The organism is Streptomyces sp. URMC 124 (assembly GCF_051386455.1).
Taxonomy (GTDB): Bacteria; Actinomycetota; Actinomycetes; order Streptomycetales; family Streptomycetaceae; genus Streptomyces.
Genome location: NZ_JBPQTS010000145.1, coordinates 1 through 19705, shown reverse-complemented (window position 1 = coordinate 19705; position 19705 = coordinate 1). Strand labels below are relative to the sequence as shown.

Here is a 19705-nt window from a genome sequence, read left to right as displayed (position 1 = left end):
CCCCTGCGCCCCCGGCCCCTCCCGCCGTCCGCCGGGTGACCCGTCCGTTCGGCCCTCACTGGTCGCCGAACACCTCCTTGACGAGCCTTTGCGTCGCTTTGTGGAAGGCCTCTGCCATGGACAGCGCGGCGTCGTCGACGTAGTTCAGCGCGGCGGTGAGGGTCTTGCTGCCGTCGGGCGTGCTGTACATCAGCGCCGCGTGGCCTGCCGTGCCGCCGTTGTGGGTGATGACGCTGCCGCCGTTCTGCACGAACACGCCCAGGCCGTAGTCGGCCTTGGGGTGCGGCTTGCACATCTCGGTCAGGAGGGCGTCCGGCAGGAGCTTGCCGCCCATGAGGGCGGAGATGAAGGTGTGGAGGTCCTGGGAGGTCGAGATCATGTCTCCGCCGGTGGAGATCCAGGAGGGGTTCTGGCGGGTGACGTCGACCGTCTGCTGCCGGTCGGCTTCCTCGTACCGGTAGTAGGCGTGGGCGTGCGGCTCGGGGATCTCCGGATCGGTCTCCGGGAGGGTGGTGTCCGACAGCCCGAGCGGTTTGAGGACGCGCCGTTGCATTTCGGCGGGGAGGGTGTGGTTGGTGACCTTCTCGATCAGGAGCCTGGCCAGGACGTAGTTGGTGTTGGAGTAGCTCCAGTCCGTGCCCGGTTCGAACCGCGCGGGCTTGGACAGTGCCAGCCGTACGAGTTCTTCCGGGCGGTAGGTCTTGAACCGGTTGTCCACCCACGCGCGGCCCGCGGTCGTGGCGGGGATTCCCGGCGCGAACGTGCCGTCGTCGTAGTACTCGCCGGTGAAGTTGAAGATTCCGCTGGTGTGCTGCAGCAGCATCCGTACGGTGATCGCCGGGTTCAGGCCCAGTTCGGGTAGGTGGTCGGCCACGGAAGTGTCCAGGCCGAAGGCGCCTTCGGCCACCAGTTGCAGGACCACGGTGGCGGTGAAGGTCTTGGTGACGCTGCCTATCCGGACGTGCCCGTTCGTCGGCGGCTTCGCGGTACCGCCGAGTTCGCGCGCCCCGGCGCTGCCGACCCACTCGCCCTGCTGGTCGTGGACGCGCATCGTCACGCCGGTGATGCCGGACTCGACCATTTCCTCGATGGCCTGCTGCAGCTCGGGGCGGTCCTGGGTGATGGACATGGTGGTGTGCTCCTCGGGACGGGGCCGGCGGGTGGGGGCTTACAGGCTGCGGGCGCTGATGTCGCCGTAGGCGGTGGTGGCGTGGAAGGCCAGGCCGGGGGCACCGTCGGCGTTGCGGAGGGTGTTCTGGATCCGGCCGTAGGCGGTGCCGGCGTCGAGGGAGGCGGAGACGCCGCGGGCGGCGCCGACCGCGATGTCGCCGTGCTCGGTGCGCAGGGTGACCGTGCCGCGGACGGCCTCGGTGATGTGGAGGTCGCCCTTCTGGGTGGTGATCTCCGCGGCGCCGTCCAGGCGGCCGACGGAGATGTCACCGGCGAGGAGGGCGAGCCGGGCGCCGGCGGTCTCGTCGAGCTTGACGGTGCCGTGCGCGGCCTCGAAGGCGACGTCGCCGAGCCGTCCGACGCCGCGGAGTTCGGCGCTGGCCGCCTTCGCCTCGACGGAGGAACCGGCGGGCACCTGGACGGTCACCTCTACGGCCCCGGCGTTGCCGAGGAGCTTGTTCTCGGCGGGCGCGGCCCGGACGTACAGGACGCCGTCGCGGTAGGCGACCTTGATCCGCTCGGCCGCCTTCACGTCGCGGCCCTTGGAGGCGTCGGCGGGCCGGACGTCGACCGTGGCGTCGGCCCGGTCGGCGGCGATGAGCTGGATGCGCCCGGCGGGGATGTCGAGGACGGCGGAGACCGGGGCGGGGGCGGCGAACTTCTGCATGGTGCTCTCTCTTTCGTCTGTACCGGGCGCTTTCGTTGCCCCGGCTGGTTTCTGACAAGGGAAAAGCTACGTTGCGTTTGTGGATGTGGCAACGGTGGCGTTGCGTGGATTGGGGGTTTGTGCAGGTCAGGCGCGTGAATTCATTGCAACGAGTCGAGTTTTAACGCAACAGGTGGGGGCCTGTTCGTTGCAATGGATGGAAAGTTAAGGCTATGCTGAGGGTGACCAGGAGCACGATCGGGGACGGAGAGCGCGATGCCGGGAGGCAGACTCACTCAGCAGGAACGCCAGCAGATCGCGCTGGGCATGGCCGACGGCCTCGCCTACGCGGAGATCGCCAGGCGCCTCGACCGGCCGACTTCGACGATCACGCGTGAGGTCATGCGCAACGGCGGCCCCGCCGCCTACCGCGCCGACCTCGCCCACCGCGCCACCGAACGCCGCGCCCACCGCCGCCGGAAGGCCACGCCCCGGGCCCCCGGCGCGGCCCCGCAGGAAAACGGGCGCGACGCCGAGGCGGTGCGCGAGTACGAGGAGACGTTCACCACCGTCTTCATGCAGTCGGGCCTGCCCAAGATGACGGCCCGGGTGCTGGCCGGCCTCTACACCACCGACGCCGGCAGCCTCACCGCCTCCGAACTCGCCGCGCGCCTCCAGGTCAGCCCGGCGTCCATCTCCAAGGCCGTCTCGTTCCTCGAAAGCCAGGGCCTCATCCGCCGGGAGCGCGACGAACGCCGCCGCGAACGCTACGTCGTTGACGACGACGTCCTGTACCAGTCCACGATGGCCGGTGCCCGCTCCACCGCCCACCTCGGCGAGGTCGCCCGGCAGGGCGTGGACATCCTCGGCCCCGGCACCCCGGCCGCCGCCCGCCTGGAGAACATCGCCCGCTTCGTCGAGTTCGTCTCCGAAGGCATCGCCCGCGCCGCGGACCAGGCCCGCGAAATCCTCCACACCAAACCGGCCCCGGCCCCGGACGCCCCCGCCGGCCCGTCGCAGCCGTAACCCGTGCCGTGGGCGTCATCCAGGGCGAGCAGTGGCGCGGCCTCGCCGTGCGCTACGGCAAGACCTCCTGGTCCTACCGGGCAGCCGTCGCTCAAAGATGGAGTTCGGTCTCCCAGGCTTCGAACGGTGGCTCGACCCGAAAGCCCGGGTCGCAGCACGCCCGAATCCACTGTGCGACCCGGTACTGGGCGTCCGCGTCATTCAGCACCATGCCGTCTGCATCGACTTGGAGCACGTTGCCGTAGATGGCGAAGACCTGCTCCAGCGACGAGCCGGAGTGAAAGACGGTTGAGCGGTAGTCGACCCCATCGAGCAACTCGACGTCGATGGTGCCGTTCGCCAAGTAGAAGGCGAAAAGCCGAAGCGAAGCGCGCACGTCGACAGGGAGATGGTTCACGGAAGCATCGTGCACGACGGCAGCGGCCTGGTGGGGCTGGTGAGGTGCTCGGCCGTCATCCCGGGGCACTTATCCGCCGCCCTACGCCCCACGCCGGTTGCGGCAGCTGCCGGCTCCCCGCCGGCCCAGGCCGGAGGGACCGGTCTCCTTACGCGCCCGCATCCGTGACGGCAGGAGTACGGCGCCCAGCCGCCCACCCCTCCCCCTGCTGCCAGCCTGTATCCCACGGCACATCGGTCTGTACTGTCGACGGCAACGCCTCGCCCAGGTCGAGGACCGGCGGGTTGCTGCATCAGCAGCGGCGGGCTCAGTGGGAACTACAGGGCGGGCCAGGGCCGTTGGGGGTGCACGAGGAGGATGATGCATGTCCAAATGGCTGATCATCGCTGTGGAGACGGTTACCGGCGAAGGCGCGGCGGCGGCGCCTCACGAGCGGACCGTGCTGCTTCGTTCGTTGAGCGGGAACAGGACCCGGGAGCAGGCGCTCGTGGAGTTGCGGAAGGAGGCCAAGAAGTACAAGCCCGCTTCCTTCAAGAGCGCATCGCTCGTCGTGGGGCGGGACAGCGACGGGTCCTTCTGGATTCTGCCGAAGAACGGCAAGGGGGATGCCCGGTGCAACGTCCGGCTCATCGAGCAGGTGCATCCCTGACCTGACCTGAGGTGAGGCGAGTGGAAGGGGGTGGGCCCGGGGCCCACCCCCTTTCCGTTAGTCGAACCAGCGTGCCCGGGCCAGTTCCTCCGTGCGGTTCGGGTCTTCCAGGAGGGCCGCGGCTTCGAAGCGGCGGGACCAGGTGCCGGCTGCCCAGGCGAGGCCCGCTGCCACGCCTTCCAGAGTGGCGGCGTGCAGGGTGCCGTCCGGGGTCAGGCGCCAGTCCAGGTCGACGCCGTCGATGGTGAGTTCCTCGTGTTCGACGTAGGTGGACGGGGCGCCCGGCAGGAGGGTCCGGACGCCCTCGGGGACCTCGCGGAGCTCGCCCTCGTCCGTGGGGACGGCCGTGGTCAGGGCGTCGCTGAGGCGGCGGACCTGGAGGAGGTCGGCCAGGTCGGCCGCGCGGGAGGGCGGCACCGGCAGCAGGGCGTGGCCGGAGGCCAGGGGGAGGAGGTCGGGGGCGTCGGCCACCAGCGCGTCCGCCGCGTCGACCACGCGGACCTCGCCGTCGACGACGGCCCGCAGTTCGTCCGGGAGGGTGACCTGGTCCGGGTCGAGTCGGGCGAGGAGGCCGTAGAGGGCGTGCAGCTGGGGCGCGGTGACGGGCAGGGACGGGTCGGCCAGGCGGGAGAGGAGTTCGGCCGCGCCGCCCGGTTCGTCCAGGAGGGCCGCCGCGGACGTGCGGACGCCGAGCGCGCGCAGTACCTGCTCGTCGGCGAGGCCCGCCGCGTCGGCCGCTTCGTAGAGGCCCTGCAGGAGCGGGTCGCCGCCCGCCACGCGCAGGCCCGCGGGGCGGCGTCCGTCGAGAACGGGGTGGCCGCGCAGCCACCAGGCGGTGTACGGGCGGACGGATTCGGTGGTGCCGTCGGGCAGCAGGATGCGTACGGGCGTGGTGAGGGCGTCGCGCAGGGGCGGCTGGGCGAGGAGGGCGAGGGCCTCCGGCCAGGCGTCGTCGTCGACGAGGTCGAGGTCGCGGACGGCGACGATCTCCGTCGCCACGGGCGGCACGGGCGTGTCGGGCAGGCGGTCGAGGACGTCCTCGCACCAGACGTCGACCGCGTCGAGCAGGCCGGCGTCGTCGGGTTCGGCGAAGTCGCCGTCGCGCGGTTCGAGTTCGTCGGGGTCGAGGACGACGTCCGTGGCGCGGACGAGCGCGAAGCCGGCCATGACGCCGACGGCGGTGAGCGGCTGCTCGCCCCACCGTTCGGCGAGGGCGGCGTCGCACGCGGCGAGTTCGCCGGGCCTGATGACGCGCTCGAACGCGCTGCCGGGCAGGACGAGTTCGCCGGCGGGGGCGAGCTCGCCGTCCTCGTCGGGCAGGGCGAGGGCGCCGAGCCACGGCTCGTCGCCGGGGGCGAGGTCGGCGTCGCGCACGAGGCCGAGGACGACCTCGGCGAGGGCGTCCGCGTCGAGCGCGTCCTCGTCCCACACCTCGTCGGCGTCGAGGGAGGCGGCCACCGCGGCCCGCACCTGCGGGGTGGTGAGGACGGCCCGGGGCGAGGACGGGGTGGCGCCGAGCTTCTCCAGGAGCGGGTGCGCGGCGTCGGGGTGGGCGACCTTCAGGCCCAGGCGGGAGAGCCGCTCGGAGTCCGTGCCGTCCGGCGGCGGGAGCAGCACCTGCCGCGGGCCGATGGCCGTACGGCCGTCCGCGAGGGGCACGGGCAGGCCGCTGAGGCGGTCCGGGTCGACGCCGGCGAGGCTGTCGTAGAGCCGCTGCCACCAGGACGGGGCGCGCTCGATGCCGGCGAGGCGGTCGACGACCTCGCCGAGCGAGGCGCGCGCGACGCCGAGGGAGCGCAGCTCGGGGCGGCGCTCCAGGCCGGCGGGCAGCAGGCTGGGGAAGAGCTCGCCGAGGACGGCGACGGTCTCGGCGCCCGCGCCCTCGACGACCTCGGCGTCGACGGGCCGCAGCGCGTACGGCTCACCGCTGGGGCCGCCCGGGCCGCCGAGCCCGGTCCCCGCGAACGGGTCGTCCCACGTGTCCGCGTCCGGCGCGGCGTCGGGGGCGGCGGCCGGCTGCGGCGTCTGCCGGGCCGCGTCCGGGCCCTCGGTCCACGGAATGCCCTCCACGCCGCCGCTCTGCGGCGCGGCCGGCTCCTGGGCGGGGCTCCCGGCCGCGCTCGGCAGGAACGCGACGCCCGGCAGCCGGTCCAGGATCCGGCGGCGCAGCTCCGCGTCCAGCGCGCCCTGCGCCAGCGGGGAGGGCACGAGGTCGAGCGTGCCGGGGCCGACCGGGTGCCAGCCGCGCAGCAGCTGCGCGTACGACTCGGCCGCGCGCTCGGTGAGGAAGTCGGTGAGGGCGCCGGGCGCGGCGTGGCGGCGCGTGGGCTCCAGCGGGAACGTGGCGACGAGCAGCGCCGGTACGCCCAGCGGCTCGTCGGTCGGCGTCGGCGCGTGCACGACGGGCGCGGTGCCGGGGCGTACGGGCGCGCCGTCCTCGCCCACCGGCACGGCCCACATGACCGACCAGTGCGGGCGCAGGCGCTCCTCCACGGGCCGGTCGGCGAGCAGGGCGGCGTCCAGGGCCCCGGACGCGCGCTCGGTCCGCCAGCGGGCCGTGGTGCCGCGCGCGGAGTCGTCCACGAGGACGTACGGGCCCTCCTGGCGGCGCGTCAGGGTCCGTACGGTCCCGTCCGTCTCGACGACGACCTCGGACAGGCCCGGCAGCGTCAGCAGCAGCGCGTCGTCGACGCCGGCCAGCAGACGGGAGGTCAGGTCCTCGGCGGCGCCGTCGCGCAGGGGCAGCACGACGACCGTGTCGTAGCCGTCCGGGGCGCTGCCCTCGGCGGGCAGCGGGAGCCTCAGCAGCGGCACGTGGCCCTCGCGGCGGCGGATCTCCTCCTCCAGGGCGGGGGCCCGGACGGCCTCGCGCGCCGCCAGCGCCCTCGCCTCCGCGAGGGACCAGCGCACGCCGCCCGAGCGGCCGACGACGGCCGGCTCGTCACTGACCGCCAGCACCGCGGAGAAGCCCACGCCGAACCGGCCGACGCTGCCGGCACCGCCGGAGGCACCCGGAGCGCCCGGCGCGGCGGCCTTCTCCTCCTCGCGCTTGGCCGAGGCCCGCAGGGTGGCCAGGGACTCGACGCCCGCGGCGTCCAGAGGCGCCCCGGTGTTCGCCGCGGCCAGCACGGCCGGGCGGCCGCCGCGGGCCGCGTGCAGGGTCAGCCGCAGGCGGCCGGGGACGCCCGCGCGGGCGGCGGCGTCGGCGGCGTTCTGGGCGAGCTCGACGACGAGGCGGTCGCGGTAGCCGCCGAGGGCGAGGTCCTCCTCGGCGTTGGCGTCCTCCCGGAAGCGGGCCGGCGACGCCGCCCAGGCGTCCAGCACGCCGCGCCGCAGGCGGGCGGTCCCGAACGGATCCGCGCCTTCGGCCGCGCCTCGCACCATTGCCGTGCCGCTCACGTGTCGTCTCCTGCCGCCGGTGGGTGTTCCTACGGCAGAACGTACCGCGCGGCGGTGACAGACCGCCGGTGCCCTACCCATGGGTGGCCACCGCACGGCAGGGCGGGGCCGTATCGCGCCGGGGCGCTCGTCCTCAAACGCCGGACGGGCTGGGTAGTGCTTGGGTCTGTACGTCAGCGGACCGCATCGGCGGCCCGGGTCTCGCCGGGGACGAGCCCGTGGGGCGTGGAGGACGGGCGCGGCCCCCGCGGGAACGGCCCGCACCCGGCGAGCGGCAGGGGCCGCAATCGCCGGACGGGCTGGATGGTGCTTGGGCCTGTAAGTCAGCGGACCGCATCGGCAGCCCGGTCTCGCCGCGGTCGAGCCCGTGGGGTGTGGAGGACGGGCGCGGCCCCCGAGGGAACGGCCCGCCCCCGGCGAGCGGCAGGGGCCGCAATCGCCGGACGGGCTGGGTAGTGCTTGGGCCCGCACGTCAGCGCACTGCATCGGCGGGCCGGCCTTGCCGCGGACGAGCCCGGGGCGTGGAGGACGGGCGCCGCCCCCGTGGGAACGGCCCGCCCCCGGCGAGCGGCAGGAGTCGCAGGGGCAGCAGCCTGCCTACGAGTGGCCGAGTTCCTCGTCTTCCTCGGCGCCGGCCGGCTCGGAACGCAGCTGCAGGGGATCGACGAGCGTCTCGTCGATCACCGGCGGCGCCGGCCGCGGCGGCTTCGGCATGACCGCGGCTTCGGAGTGCCCGCCGCAGCCGTACGACAGGGAGACGACGTGCCCGTCCGCCGGACCGAACTCGTTGGCGCAGACGCCGAACGCCTGTCCGAGGGAGCCGCCGATCGGCACGAGGAAGCCGCAGCTGACGCACGACGCCGGGGCGGCCTGCGCCATGGGCGTCTTCGCGCCGTGGGACTCGTCCCAGCGGTCGGCGGCGGTGTGCAGCCCGTAGCGCGAGAGGACGCGGGCGCGCCGCATCCCGAGCTCCTCGGCGACGGCCGCGATCGTGCCGCGCACCGGGACGGCCGGCTGGGCGGCGGGGGAGCCGGGGACGACGTCGGCGTCCTCGGCCTCGGCGAGGCGGCCCATCTCCTCGGAGACGGCGGAAGCGGCGGAGGCGGCGGAGTTCGGCGGCGGGACGTCCTCGCCGCTCCAGCCGGGCGCGAGGCGCAGGTCCTCGGCGTCGGTGGGCAGCAGGTCGCCCGGGCCCATGTCACCGGGGCGCAGCCGCTCGCTCCAGGGGACCCACTCGGGGGCCATGAGGGCGTCGGGGCCGGGCAGCAGGACCGTCTCGTCGAGGGTGACGTTCTTGGCGCGGGAGGCGCGGGCGACGGTGACGGCCCAGCGCCAGCCGCGGTAGGCCGGGTCGAGGCAGAGGAAGGAGTGGGTGACGACGCGGTCCCCGTCGGCCACGGCCTGGACATGCTCGCCGACCGTGCCGGGCAGCGCGGCCTCCTCGGCCGCAGCACGGGCCAGGTCGACCGCCTCGGCGCACAGGCGGTCCGGGGTACGGCTTCGCATCGCAGCACTCACAAGAATCGATTCTCTCTTCCACGCCGTCTCACGAGTGCGCCAGCCGATCGGCCGGGTCGGCGGACGGAGCGGACCTCAGGACCGCGTCGACGTCCGCGCCCGAACGGCCTCGGGCACACCTAGTCACTCCCATTCTGCGGGATCGAGACTCGGAGCGCGGCCAAGAACGACCGCCGGTGGCGCGCTACGCACGCTACCCCGCTCGGAGCCACCGGGGATAGCCGGGCCGCGGCGAGCCCCCTGCCCGCCGGGCCGGGAGGGGGCGCTCGCGGGCCCGGTGCGGCCCGCGGCGGCGGCGAAAGTGCCCTGCCCGGTGCGAGTTGGGGCAGTATGGCGTGGTGGGAGCCATCCGGTCGGTCGAGGGCGGTCCGCTGCGCCGTACGGCCCGGGGCGCCGGCCGTGTGCTGCGCGCCCCGTTCGCGGCTGCCGCGCGGGGCGTGCGCAGGGCGACACACGCGCACGGCGCGGGCGAGTCGGGGCTGGGCAAGCTGATCGAGCTGCACGCGGTGAATTCCGCGGGCGACATGCTGATCACGGTCGCACTGGCGTCCACGGTGTTCTTCTCGGTCCCCACGGACCAGGCGCGCGGCCGGGTGGCCCTCTACCTGGCGGTCACGATGGCGCCCTTCACTCTCCTGGCCCCGGTGATCGGGCCGCTGCTCGACCGGCTCCCGCACGGCCGCCGCGCGGCCATGGCGGGCGCGATGCTGACGCGGGCGCTGCTCGCGCTGACGATGTCGGGGGCGGTGGCGAGCGGCGGTCTGGAGCTCTATCCGGCGGCGCTCGGCGTCCTGGTGGCCTCGAAGGCGTACGGGGTGGTGCGCTCGGCCGTCGTGCCGCGGCTGCTGCCACCGCGGATCTCGCTGGTGAAGGCCAATTCGCGGGTGACCCTCGGCGGGCTGCTGGCCACGGGAGTGGCGGCCCCGCTCGGCGCGGGGCTGCACCGGCTGGGACCGGAATATCCGCTCTACGGGGCCTTCGTCGTGTTCGTCCTGGGCACGGTCCTGTCCTTCTCGCTCCCGCACAAGGTCGACTCGGCGAAGGGCGAGGCGCGGGCCCGGCTGGTTTCGGGGGAGCATCTGCCGGGCCGCCCCCGGCGACCGCGCACGGCGAAGAGCGCCACGAGCATCAGGGGCGGATGGAACGGCAGGATCGGAAGAAACGGGAAGAACGGAAGGAATGGTAGGAACGGGAAGAACGGCAACAAGAAGAGCAGGCAGCCCAGGCCCCCCGGCCTCCGCACCGTCGGCAGCTCCGTCCTGCACGCCCTGCAGGCCAACAGCGCCATGCGCATGCTCTCGGGCTTCCTCACCTTCTTCCTTGCCTTCCTCCTGCGCGTCCACCCGCTCGGCGGCCTGAGCCCGGCCTTCTCCCTCGGCGTCGTCGCCGTCGCCGCGGGCGCGGGCAACGCCCTGGGCACGGCCATAGGCGCACTGCTGCGCTCGCGCGGCCCGGAGAAGACGATCGCGCTGGTGCTGACGATGTCGCTCGGCGCGACGGTGGCCGCCGCCGTGTTCTACGGGGCCTTGTTCGTGGTGGTCGTGGCGGCCGTCGCCGGCATCTCCCAGGCGCTGGGGAAGCAGTCGCTGGACTCCCTCATCCAGCGCGACGTGCCGGAGGAGGTGCGCACCTCGGCGTTCGCCCGCTCCGAGACGCTGCTGCAGATGTGCTGGGTGGTCGGCGGGGCCGTGGGCATCGTCCTGCCGCTGAACGGAACCCTGGGCATGGCGGTCGCCGCCACGGTCCTCGCGCTGGGCGCCGCGACAGCCGTACGGGGTCTGCTGAGCGCGGCACGGCGTGGCTCGGCGCACCCCCGCGTGGCCTGACCTGGGCGGCCCGATAGCCTGCCCGCATGACCGCTGCGATTTTCCGGGGCAAGCGCCGCCGCGCCGCTGCCGCTGTCGGCGCCGTGGCCTTCGGGCTCGTCGCCCTTTCCGCCTGCGACAAGCCGACGCCGCTGGCGACGGTGACCGTCGGCTCGACCACCGTGACGACCGAGGCCGCCTGCTTCGAGAAGGGCAAGGAGCTCGACCGCGGCGCCCTCGACAAGTGCATGGCCGACAAGTCCATCAAGTCCGTCAAGGTCCAGCCGGGCGACAAGGTCCGCGTGGGCGTCGAGCCCGACATGGCCGAGCAGGGCTGGATCGTGGTGGGCAACGGGCAGCAGCAGACCAACCAGCTGAAGCAGACCTACACCTCCCTCGACGGCGAGCAGCTCTTCGTCAACCGGATGGCGCAGCGCCTGGAGAAGACCGCGGTGCTGTCGGTCATCACCAAGGACGGCGTGTGGAACGTCAAGCTCGAACTGGACAAGGGCTGACGGACCGGCGGTCCCGCTGATGCGTGTCCTCGTCGTCACCGCCGTCGACGCCGAGCGCGACGCGATCGTGCGCGGCGCCTCGGCGGCCGGCCCCGCCGGCTCCACCGGCACGGGCGAACCGGTCGAGTTCGCCGTGCCGGGCTTCGTGCTGCGCCGGCCCGCCCCGGTCCCCGAACCGCTGGTGATCGACGCGCTGGCCGCCGGCGTGGGCCCGGCCGCAGCCGCTGCCGGCGCGGCCACGGCCCTGACGGCCGCGGCGCTCTCCGGCAGCCCGTACGGCCTGGTGGTCTCCGCGGGCATCGGCGGCGGCTTCACGGGCCCCGGCCGCAGCGCGGCCGTGGGGTCGGTCGTCGTGTCCGACGCGATCGTGGCGGCGGACCTGGGCGCCGAGACGCCCGCGGGCTTCGTGCCCGTGACGGACCTGGGCTTCGGCACGGTGGAGCACCGGCCGCCCGCGGCGCTGGTGCGCGCCGTGGCCGAGGCGGCCGGGGCGCAGCGCGGTGACGTGCTGACGGTCTCCACGGTGACCGGCACCGCCGAGCGGGCCGCGGCCCTGGTGGCCGCGCGGCCCGCGGCGCTCGCCGAGGCCATGGAGGGCTTCGGGGTGGCCGAGGCGGCGGCCGCGCACGGCGTGCCCGCCCTGGAGATCCGGGCCGTCTCCAACCCCGTCGGCCCGCGCGACCGTGCCGCGTGGCGCATCGGCGACGCCCTGGAGGCCCTCTCCGGTGCCTCCGCCGCCCTGCGGGAAGCGCTGCGGGCGGCTCCTCCCGAGACGTGGAGCGCCCCCGAGGCGTGGCGCACCTCCGAGACGTGGAGCACCTCCGAGACTGGGAGCACCTCATGAGCGAGCCCCTGAAGATCGCCTATTCGCCCTGCCCGAACGACACGTTCGTCTTCGACGCCTGGGCGCACGGCCGGGTCCCCGGAGCGCCCGCCCTGGACGTCACGTTCGCCGACATCGACATCACCAACGCGATGGCCGAGCGCGGCGAGTTCGACGTCCTGAAGGTCTCCTACGCGGTCCTGCCGTGGGTGCTGGACGAGTACGCCCTGCTGCCGGCCGGCGGAGCGCTGGGCCGCGGCTGCGGGCCGCTCGTGCTCACGCGGGAGGCCGGCAGTGCCGCGTCGCTCGCGGGGAAGACGGTGGCGGTGCCGAGCGAGCGCTCGACGGCGTACCTGCTCTTCCGGCTGTGGGCCGCCGCGGAGGTGCCGGGCGGGGTCGGCGAGGTGGTCGTCCTGCCGTTCCACGAGATCATGCCGGCCGTGCGGGACGGCAAGGTGGACGCGGGCCTGGTCATCCACGAGGCGCGCTTCACGTACGGGAACTACGGCCTGCACTGCCTGGCCGACATGGGCGAGCACTGGGAGAACACCACCGGCCTGCCCATCCCGCTGGGAGCCATCATCGCCAAGCGCTCGCTGGGCGCGGAGCGGCTGCGCGAACTGGCGGACGCGGCACGGACGTCCGTGCGGATGGCGTGGGACGACCCGGAGGCCTCGCGGCCGTACGTGCTGGAGCACGCGCAGGAGATGGACCCGAAGGTCGCCGACCAGCACATCGGGCTCTACGTCAACGAATTCACGGCCGGCCTCGGGGAGAACGGCTATGCGGCGGTCCGCGGGCTGCTCACCCGGGCCGCGGCCGAGGGGCTCGTACCGCCCCTCGGCCCGGACGCGCTGGCTTTCGTCTGAGCGCGTCCGGGCCGGGCTTGCCTCAGACGTCCAGCTGGTCGGCGACCGCGCGCAGCATGCCGGCGATCTTGGCGCCGTGGACCTTGTCGGGGTAACGGCCGCGCTCGAGCTGCTGCGTGACGTTCTCCAGGAGGGTGGTGAGGTCCTGGACGATCGACGCCAGCTCGTCGGGCTTGCGGCGCTGGGCGGCGGCGACCGAGGGCGTGGGATCGAGCAGCATCACCGACAGCGCCTGGTCACCCCGCTGACCGGCCACGACACCGAATTCCACCCGCTGACCGGGCTTGAGGGAATCGACCCCGTCCGGGAGCACCGAGGAGTGCACGAAGACGTCTCCGCCGTCGTCGCGGGAGAGAAAGCCGAAGCCCTTCTCGCTGTTGAACCACTTGACCTTGCCGGTAGGCACGTCTGTCCTCGTCCTCGTATCTCGTCGGAAATGGGGAACTGATGGGGAGACCGCCGGAAACCACCTGTCATCGATGGCAATCGACGGAAAAACAGCTCTTGATAGCACTACAGCGGGTCGCAAGACCCGCTACCCCCCAAGGCTAATGGTCCCGGGCCCGGTGACAAGATGTCCCCGGCCCCACCCCACGCCCAGGCATCTACCCTGGTCGGGTGAGTAGCGAAACGCCCCGGGCCGGGGATCTGCTGGTACGCATCGGCGCCATCGTCTTCCTCGTCGGCGCGGTGGCCACCCTGGCGACGGTCGCCCCGCTGTTCCTGGGCGCCGACCCGCTGCCTCCCGCAGCGTACTTCGTCTGCATGCTGATGGGGGTGGGATTCCTCATCGCGGGAGCCGGGGTGCTGCGGTCGATCGCCGAGCAGCGCCGTCAGGCGCGCGCCGCCTCCGCCGCGGGCCCGGCCGCGGCCAGGTAACCGCGCAGCCAGGCGGGGAAGTCGGCGAGGCCGGGCAGGACGACGTCCGCGCCGGCCGCCCGCAGCTCCTCCGCCCCGCAGGGCCCTGTCGTCACGGCCACCGACAGCGCGCCGGCCGCCCGCGCGCCGCGGACGTCCCCGACGTGGTCGCCCACGTAGACGTCCGCGCCGTGCTCGCGCAGCGCGCCCGCCTTGGCCTCCGCCCACAGCGAGCCGACGAGCACGTCCGGTTCGATGCGCAGGTGGTCGAGGTGGAGACGGGCGTTGCGGGCGTTCTTGGCGGTGACGACGACCGCCTGCCCGCCCAGTTCGCGCACCGCGGCCACGGCCTCGCGGGCGCCCGGCAGGGCGGGCGAGGGCGCGATGCCGTGCTCCGGGTACGCGGCCACGTAGAGGGCGGCGGCCTCGGCGACGCGCTCCTTCGGGAACCAGTGGGCGAGCTCCTGCTCCAGCGGCGGCCCGATCCGGCTGACGACGAGGTCGATGTCGATGGCCGTGCCGGTGGCGGCGACCAGCGAGGCGTACGCGGCCCGGATGCCCGGGCGGGAATCGACCAGCGTGAGGTCCAGGTCGAAGCCGACCGTGAAGCGGGGCGTGCGCGCGGCGGAACTCATGCACCCCATTGTGCCGGGGCACACCTCCCGCCCCGGCCCGTCCCGGCCCCCTACGTACACTTAGCCTGCCCTAACCGCACCATTCCGGCCGTCCGGCCGCCCGAAACCAGCGTGGAAGCGATGTCAGCCGCCGTCCCGATCAGCAGTCCCGGATCCTCCCTGGTCCGGCGCCGCATCGGCTGGACGGCGGCCGCGGCCGCCGTCCTGCTGGTCGCGGTACTCCTCAGCCTCGCCGTGGGCGCCCGCCCGGTCGCCCCGGACCGCGTCCTCGACGCCCTGCTGCACGGCGGGGACGACAGGGACGCCGTCGTCGTCCGCGAGATGCGGCTGCCGAGGACCCTCGTCGGCCTGATGGTCGGCGCCGCCCTCGCCCTGGCGGGCACGGCCCTGCAGGGCATCACCCGCAACCCCATCGCCGACCCGGGCGTGCTCGGCATCAGCCACGGCGCGGCCGTCGGCGTCGTCCTGGCGATCATGCTGGCCGGCGTGGAGAGCCTCACGGGCTACGTGTGGTGGGCGTTCGCGGGCGCCGGCATCGCCTCCGTCGCCGTCTACGCCGTCGCCTCGCGCGGCCGCGGCGGCGCCTCCCCGGTCAAGCTCGCGCTGGCCGGCGCCGCGATCAACGCCCTGCTTGTGTCGGTGACCACGGCCGTGCTCACCACCCAGGCGTCCGTCCTGGACAAGTTCCGCTTCTGGCAGGTCGGCTCGCTCTCCGCGAGCGACGCGGAGCTGGCGGGCCGGATCTGGCCGTTCCTGCTGGCCGGAGCCGTGCTGGTGCTGTCCGTGGCCCGCGGCCTGGACGCGCTCGCCCTCGGCGAGGACGTCGCCAAGGGCCTCGGGCAGAACGTCGCGGCCGTCCGCATCACCGGCGGGCTGGGCGCCACCGTCCTCACCGGCGCCGGCGTGGCCGCCGCCGGGCCCATCGCCTTCGTCGGCCTGGCCGTGCCGCACATCGCCCGCGCGCTCGTCGGCGGCGACCACCGCTGGCTGCTGCCCCTGTCCGCGCTCCTCGGCCCGGCCGTCCTGCTCTCCGCCGACACCGCGGGCCGCGTGTTCTTCCCGCCGGGCGAGGTCCCGGCCGGAGTCATGACCGCCCTCATCGGCGTCCCGTTCCTCATCGCCCTCGTCCGCCGGAAGCGGGTGGCCGCCGCATGAGCACCACCCTCCACGGCCGCGGCGCCCGCCCGGCCGGCTACGCCCTCGTCCGCGCCGGACGCGGCTCCTTCCTCGTCCACCGGCGCGCCACCGCCGTCGCCACCGCCCTGGCCGTGCTGCTCGCCGCCGCGTGCCTGGCCTACCTGTGCACCGGCAAGTCGTTCACGCCACCCGGCGAGGTGCTGAAGGTCCTCCTCGGCGAACCCTCGCGCGACGAACTCGTCGTCGGCACGCTCCGGCTGCCGCGCATGACGGTCGGCATCCTGGTGGGCCTCGCCTTCGGCGTCTCCGGCGCGCTCATCCAGACCGTCGCCCGCAACCCGCTCGCCAGCCCCGACATCATCGGCGTCACCCAGGGCGCGAGCGCCCTCACCGTCGGCGCCATGACCTTCGGCGTCACCTCGTACGCCGCCCTGCCCTACGTGTCCGTCGCCGGCGGCCTCCTCGCCGCCGCCCTCGTCTACGCGTTCGCGTGGCGCGGCGGCCTGCACGCCACCCGCTTCGTCCTCATCGGCATCGGCTTCGCCGTCGCCCTGCGCTCCGTCACCCACCTGTTCATGACCAAGGGCGACTACCTCGTCGCCCAGCGGGCCCAGGTGTGGATGAGCGGCTCCCTCAACGGCCCCGGCTGGGACGAGGCCGCGCCCCTCGCTCTCGCCCTGCTCGCCCTCGCACCCTTCGTGGGCTGGGCCGCCCGGGCGCAGCGCACCGTCTCCCTGGACGACGACACGGCGACCGCGCTGGGCGTGCGCCTGAACCGGGTGCGCTGCGGGCTCGCCCTCCTCGGCGTCGTCCTCGCGTCGATCGCCACCGGCGCTGCCGGGCCCGTCGACTTCGTGGCGCTGCTCGCCCCGCAGCTGGCCCGCCGCATGACGCGCACCGCCCAGATCCCGCTGCTCTCCTCGGCGCTGACGGGCGCGGTCATCGTGGTGGTCGCGGACCTGCTGGGCCGCAAGCTCCTGGAGCCGACCCAGCTGCCCGTGGGCGTGCTGACCGCCGCCGTCGGCGCCCCGTACCTGATCTGGCTCATCGTCAAGGGCCACAGCACCCGCCGCACCGGAGGAACAGCGTGACGAAGAGCGAGCCGGTCCCGGACAGCACGGTGAAGAGCGAGCCGGACCGGGACAGCACGGTGAAGAGCGAGCCGGTCCCGGACAGCACCGTGAACGGCGGGCAAGGCGCCCCGGCCGGCAGCCGCCTCGCCGCCCGCGACCTGACCCTCGCCTACGAGGACCGCACCGTCGTCGACGGCCTCGACCTGGCCGTCCCCGACGGGGAGGTCACCATCGTCATCGGCCCCAACGCGTGCGGGAAGTCCACGCTGCTGCGCGCCCTCGGCCGGCTGCTGAAGCCCGTCCGCGGCACGGTCCTGCTCGACGGCCAGGAACTCGCCCGGATACCCACCCGCACGATCGCCCGGTCGCTCGGCCTGCTGCCGCAGACCCCCGTGGCGCCCGAGGCCATCACCGTCGCCGACCTCGTCGCCCGCGGCCGCCAGCCGCACCAGCGCTGGTGGCAGCAGTGGTCGGAGGCCGACGAGCGGGCCGTCGCGGACGCCATGGCCCGTACGGACACGGCCGGACTCGCCGAACGCGCCGTGGACGAACTCTCGGGCGGCCAGCGGCAGCGCGTGTGGATCGCCATGGCGCTCGCCCAGGAGACCGACCTGCTGCTCCTGGACGAGCCGACAACGTACCTCGACATCGCCCACCAGGTCGAGGTCCTCGACCTCGTGCGCCGCCTCAACCGCGAGCGCGGCCGCACCGTCGTCGCCGTGCTGCACGACCTCAACCAGGCGGCGCGCTACGCCGACCACCTGGTCGCGATGAAGGCGGGCCGGATCGTCGCCCAGGGCCGCCCGGCGGAGATCGTCACGGCGGATCTGGTGCGCGAGGTCTTCGGACTGGAGTCGGTGGTGGTTCCGGACCCCGTGACGGGCAGTCCTCTGGTGGTGCCGGGACAGCCGTGGGAGGCCGTCCCGGCCGACGCACGGGCCGGCAGCACGGCCGTCTGAGCTTCCCGGCCTTTCACGGGGCAGCACGGGGGAGCTCATCGCTCGTCGTGAGCTCCTCCCCACGAAAGGCCGGGACATGAACCGACACCGCCGCCGCTCTCTCCTTGCCGCGGCCGTCCTCCTGACGGCCGCCGCCCTCGGACCCCTCCTGTCCGCCTGCACCTCCGGCTCCGGTGACGGTCCGGGCGGCGGCACGCACCTGGTGCGCACGGCCATGGGCGAGGTGAAGGTCAAGAAGCACCCGCAGCGCGTGGTCGTCCTGGACACGGCCGAGCTCGACTCCGCCGTCACGCTCGGCATACGGCCCGTCGGCGCCACCCGGGCCGACACCGCCTCCGGCTTCCCCGAGCACCTGCCGCCGGACGGCGTCCGCGGCACCCGGGACGTCGGCCGGATCGGCGCTCCCGACCTGGAGGCCGTCGCCGCCCTCGAACCCGACCTCATCCTCACCAACAAGGACCGCGACGCCCAGCGCTACGACGAGCTGTCGAAGATCGCCCCCACCGTGATGACGGCCGCGACGGGCTACCCCTGGAAGGACAACTTCCGCACCCACGCCGAGGCGCTCGGCAAGACCGCCGAGGCCCGCAAGGCCGCCGCCGCGTACGAGGCCCACGCCCGCGAGGTCACCGCCGCGCTCGGCGGCACCGAGCGGGCCGCGGCGCTGAAGGTGAACGTCGTGCGGTTCGTGGAGGGCGCAGCCATCCGGATCTACGGCCGGAAGAACTTCATCGGCACCGTCCTGCAGGACGCGGGGCTGGGCCGGCCCGCCGTCGCCGACCGCGCGAAGGACGGCTTCTCCTACGACGTCGGCCCCGAACAGATCGACCAGGCCGACGCGGACGCCCTCTTCACCTCCGTCTACGGCGACCCCGACCGCGCCCGGGTGCCGCGGACCACGGGCAGCGCGCTGTGGAAGGGCATGAAGGCCGTACGGGAGGGCCGGACGTTCAAGGTCGACGACCGGCTGTGGATCCAGGGCATCGGCTACACGGCGGCGAACCGTGTCCTGGACGAACTGAGGGCGCACTTGGCGGACTGACGCGCTGCGCACCCGGGGGCCTGACGCGGGGTCACCCCGGCCGCCGGGACCGCCACACCACGAACATCGCGGAGCCGACGGCCGCGGCCCGCAGCACCCACGGCCAGGTGTCCGACATCGCCGCGCCCAGGCCGCCCTCGGGCACGGGGTCGCCCCAGCGGCCCTCCGTACGCCCCCACAGCCAGACGATTCCGGCGGCCACGACGAGCCCGGGCACGCCCATCACGGCCCACTTGGACTCGCTGTGCGAGAGCTTGCGGGTCAGATAGGCGAGGGCCCAGCCGACCGCGAGCACGATCCAGTTGCCGAGCACGGCGCCCACGAGCAGGATCAGGGCCACGAGCAGGAGCAGCGGGGGGACGGGGGCGCCGTCGGCGCGCCGGAACAGGGTCGCGCGCTGCGCGCCGTCCTCCTCCGCGTACTCGTCCACGCCCTCCGAGCCTTCCCTGCCGTGCTCGCCCTGCCGGCCGCCCGGCCCGGGAGTGCCTTCGGAGGGCTCCCGGTCGCCGGGGAGCGGGGGTGGCTTCAGTATGTCGGGGATCTCGATGCCGCCGGTGAACCCGTGGACCGTGCCGCGCGCCGCGCCGTGCGCGCCCTCCGCGCCGGCGTACGGGGAGGCGTCGACGCGCCACCAGTCCGGCATGTCACCGGCGTCGGCACCGACCGGGGCGGCCGGGTGCTCGGGCGCGGCGTACGAGGCCGGGCCGGGGCCGGCGGGGGCCGTTGCCGCCCGGGCGGGCTCGCCCTCGCGGCGCGGGGCGGGAACCCTGCTGCCGCGCTCGCGGCCCGGCCTCGTGGAGGCTGCGGAGCCTGTGGCCGTGGTTCCGGCGGGCCCGGTGACTCCGGCGGAGCCTGTTGCTGCGGCGGAGCCCGCGTCGGCGACGGCTTCGTCCGGGCTGCCGAGGCCGGTGAGGATGCGCTGCACGGCGGAGGGCGTCTCGGCGCCCTCGGTCGCCCTGCGGCGCTCGATCTCCGTCCGCAGCCGGGAGACCAGGCGCATCCGGTCGGCGGAGGTGAGATCCGCCCGCCGCTGGGCGATGTCGCCGACCCGGCTCAGATAGTCGTACACAAGCTGATCGCTCTCGATCCCCACCGAATCCCCTAAGGCCGCCCAAGACCACCAGCCGCTTTTCCCCCGAAGGTACCGGTTCTCCGGGAAGACGACAGGGGGAACGGGAGGGGTG

Annotated in this window: 19 protein-coding genes; 11 read left to right on the top strand and 8 right to left on the bottom strand. The window is 74.3% G+C overall.

Annotated features, from left to right (window positions below):
• Nucleotides 1-55: 55 nt before the first annotated feature.
• Nucleotides 56-1129 carry a serine hydrolase domain-containing protein gene (locus ACSNOG_RS25525; RefSeq protein ID WP_436755044.1) on the bottom strand — a complete coding sequence of 358 codons (1074 nt, stop codon included), beginning with the start codon at nt 1127-1129 and terminating at the stop codon, nt 56-58.
• Between the two features lie 39 nt (nt 1130-1168).
• A complete protein-coding gene (locus ACSNOG_RS25520; RefSeq protein ID WP_436755043.1) occupies nt 1169-1837 on the bottom strand; it encodes a DUF4097 family beta strand repeat-containing protein in 669 nt (222 codons plus the stop codon).
• Nucleotides 1838-2092: 255 nt separating this feature from the next.
• Between ACSNOG_RS25520 and ACSNOG_RS25515 the strand changes: the two genes are divergently transcribed.
• Nucleotides 2093-2842, top strand: a complete 750-nt coding sequence (locus tag ACSNOG_RS25515; protein ID WP_436755042.1) for a helix-turn-helix domain-containing protein — start codon at nt 2093-2095, stop codon at nt 2840-2842.
• A gap of 91 nt (nt 2843-2933) precedes the next feature.
• Here the strand turns inward: ACSNOG_RS25515 and ACSNOG_RS25510 are convergent, their stop codons facing one another.
• The gene (locus ACSNOG_RS25510) at nt 2934-3239 is read right to left on the bottom strand and encodes a DUF7677 family protein (protein WP_436755041.1); all 306 of its coding nucleotides are present in this window, start codon (nt 3237-3239) and stop codon (nt 2934-2936) included.
• Between the two features lie 364 nt (nt 3240-3603).
• Here ACSNOG_RS25510 and ACSNOG_RS25505 point away from each other — a divergent pair, with 364 nt between their 5' ends.
• On the top strand, nt 3604-3888 hold the full coding sequence (locus ACSNOG_RS25505; protein ID WP_436755040.1) for a hypothetical protein: 285 nt from the start codon (nt 3604-3606) through the stop codon (nt 3886-3888).
• Nucleotides 3889-3945: 57 nt separating this feature from the next.
• Here ACSNOG_RS25505 and ACSNOG_RS25500 read toward each other — a convergent pair whose 3' ends face one another.
• Together ACSNOG_RS25500 and ACSNOG_RS25495 are read right to left on the bottom strand one after the other, a co-directional pair.
• The gene (locus ACSNOG_RS25500; protein ID WP_436755046.1) at nt 3946-7272 is read right to left on the bottom strand and encodes a sacsin N-terminal ATP-binding-like domain-containing protein; all 3327 of its coding nucleotides are present in this window, start codon (nt 7270-7272) and stop codon (nt 3946-3948) included.
• 612 nt (nt 7273-7884) lie between these two features.
• The gene (locus ACSNOG_RS25495; protein ID WP_436755039.1) at nt 7885-8793 is read right to left on the bottom strand and encodes a DUF3027 domain-containing protein; all 909 of its coding nucleotides are present in this window, start codon (nt 8791-8793) and stop codon (nt 7885-7887) included.
• A 350-nt stretch (nt 8794-9143) separates the two neighbouring features.
• Here ACSNOG_RS25495 and ACSNOG_RS25490 point away from each other — a divergent pair, with 350 nt between their 5' ends.
• From ACSNOG_RS25490 to ACSNOG_RS25475, 4 genes are read left to right on the top strand one after another with little or no spacing between them, the layout of a single operon-like run.
• Nucleotides 9144-10631 (top strand): MFS transporter, encoded by a 1488-nt coding sequence (locus tag ACSNOG_RS25490; protein ID WP_436755038.1) that lies wholly within the window; start codon nt 9144-9146, stop codon nt 10629-10631.
• Nucleotides 10632-10657: 26 nt separating this feature from the next.
• The gene (locus ACSNOG_RS25485; protein WP_436755037.1) at nt 10658-11125 is read left to right on the top strand and encodes a DUF2771 domain-containing protein; all 468 of its coding nucleotides are present in this window, start codon (nt 10658-10660) and stop codon (nt 11123-11125) included.
• Nucleotides 11126-11144: 19 nt separating this feature from the next.
• Nucleotides 11145-11969 carry a futalosine hydrolase gene (locus ACSNOG_RS25480; RefSeq protein WP_436755036.1) on the top strand — a complete coding sequence of 275 codons (825 nt, stop codon included), beginning with the start codon at nt 11145-11147 and terminating at the stop codon, nt 11967-11969.
• The gene (locus tag ACSNOG_RS25475) at nt 11966-12817 is read left to right on the top strand and encodes a 1,4-dihydroxy-6-naphthoate synthase (RefSeq protein WP_436755035.1); all 852 of its coding nucleotides are present in this window, start codon (nt 11966-11968) and stop codon (nt 12815-12817) included. The genes ACSNOG_RS25480 and ACSNOG_RS25475 overlap by 4 nt, the downstream gene beginning before the upstream one ends.
• A 22-nt stretch (nt 12818-12839) precedes the next feature.
• On the opposite strand, the gene ACSNOG_RS25470 is transcribed toward ACSNOG_RS25475, so the two are convergent.
• Nucleotides 12840-13223, bottom strand: coding sequence for a cold-shock protein (locus tag ACSNOG_RS25470; RefSeq protein WP_030369047.1), 384 nt, complete (start codon nt 13221-13223; stop codon nt 12840-12842).
• A 212-nt stretch (nt 13224-13435) separates the two neighbouring features.
• Between ACSNOG_RS25470 and ACSNOG_RS25465 the strand changes: the two genes are divergently transcribed.
• Entirely contained in the window at nt 13436-13696 is a 261-nt protein-coding gene (locus ACSNOG_RS25465) for a hypothetical protein (RefSeq protein WP_436755034.1), read from the top strand.
• Here ACSNOG_RS25465 and ACSNOG_RS25460 read toward each other — a convergent pair.
• Nucleotides 13651-14310, bottom strand: a complete 660-nt coding sequence (locus ACSNOG_RS25460) for an HAD family hydrolase (RefSeq protein ID WP_436755033.1) — start codon at nt 14308-14310, stop codon at nt 13651-13653. The two genes, ACSNOG_RS25465 and ACSNOG_RS25460, sit on opposite strands and share 46 nt — an antisense overlap.
• A 120-nt stretch (nt 14311-14430) precedes the next feature.
• Between ACSNOG_RS25460 and ACSNOG_RS25455 the strand changes: the two genes are divergently transcribed.
• The 4 genes from ACSNOG_RS25455 to ACSNOG_RS25440 all read left to right on the top strand — a co-directional run bounded on the left by ACSNOG_RS25455 (nt 14431) and on the right by ACSNOG_RS25440 (nt 18521).
• Nucleotides 14431-15465: a FecCD family ABC transporter permease gene (locus tag ACSNOG_RS25455; RefSeq protein ID WP_436755032.1), complete on the top strand. Its 1035-nt coding sequence runs from the start codon at nt 14431-14433 to the stop codon at nt 15463-15465.
• Nucleotides 15462-16538, top strand: coding sequence for a FecCD family ABC transporter permease (locus tag ACSNOG_RS25450; protein ID WP_436755031.1), 1077 nt, complete (start codon nt 15462-15464; stop codon nt 16536-16538). Before ACSNOG_RS25455 ends, ACSNOG_RS25450 begins: the two co-directional genes overlap by 4 nt.
• Nucleotides 16539-16597: 59 nt before the next feature.
• Nucleotides 16598-17479, top strand: coding sequence for an ABC transporter ATP-binding protein (locus ACSNOG_RS25445; RefSeq protein WP_436755045.1), 882 nt, complete (start codon nt 16598-16600; stop codon nt 17477-17479).
• Between the two features lie 76 nt (nt 17480-17555).
• Nucleotides 17556-18521: an ABC transporter substrate-binding protein gene (locus ACSNOG_RS25440; RefSeq protein WP_436755030.1), complete on the top strand. Its 966-nt coding sequence runs from the start codon at nt 17556-17558 to the stop codon at nt 18519-18521.
• Nucleotides 18522-18552: 31 nt separating this feature from the next.
• Here ACSNOG_RS25440 and ACSNOG_RS25435 read toward each other — a convergent pair whose 3' ends face one another.
• Entirely contained in the window at nt 18553-19614 is a 1062-nt protein-coding gene (locus tag ACSNOG_RS25435; protein WP_436755029.1) for a hypothetical protein, read from the bottom strand.
• Between the last annotated feature and the right edge of the window lie 91 nt (nt 19615-19705).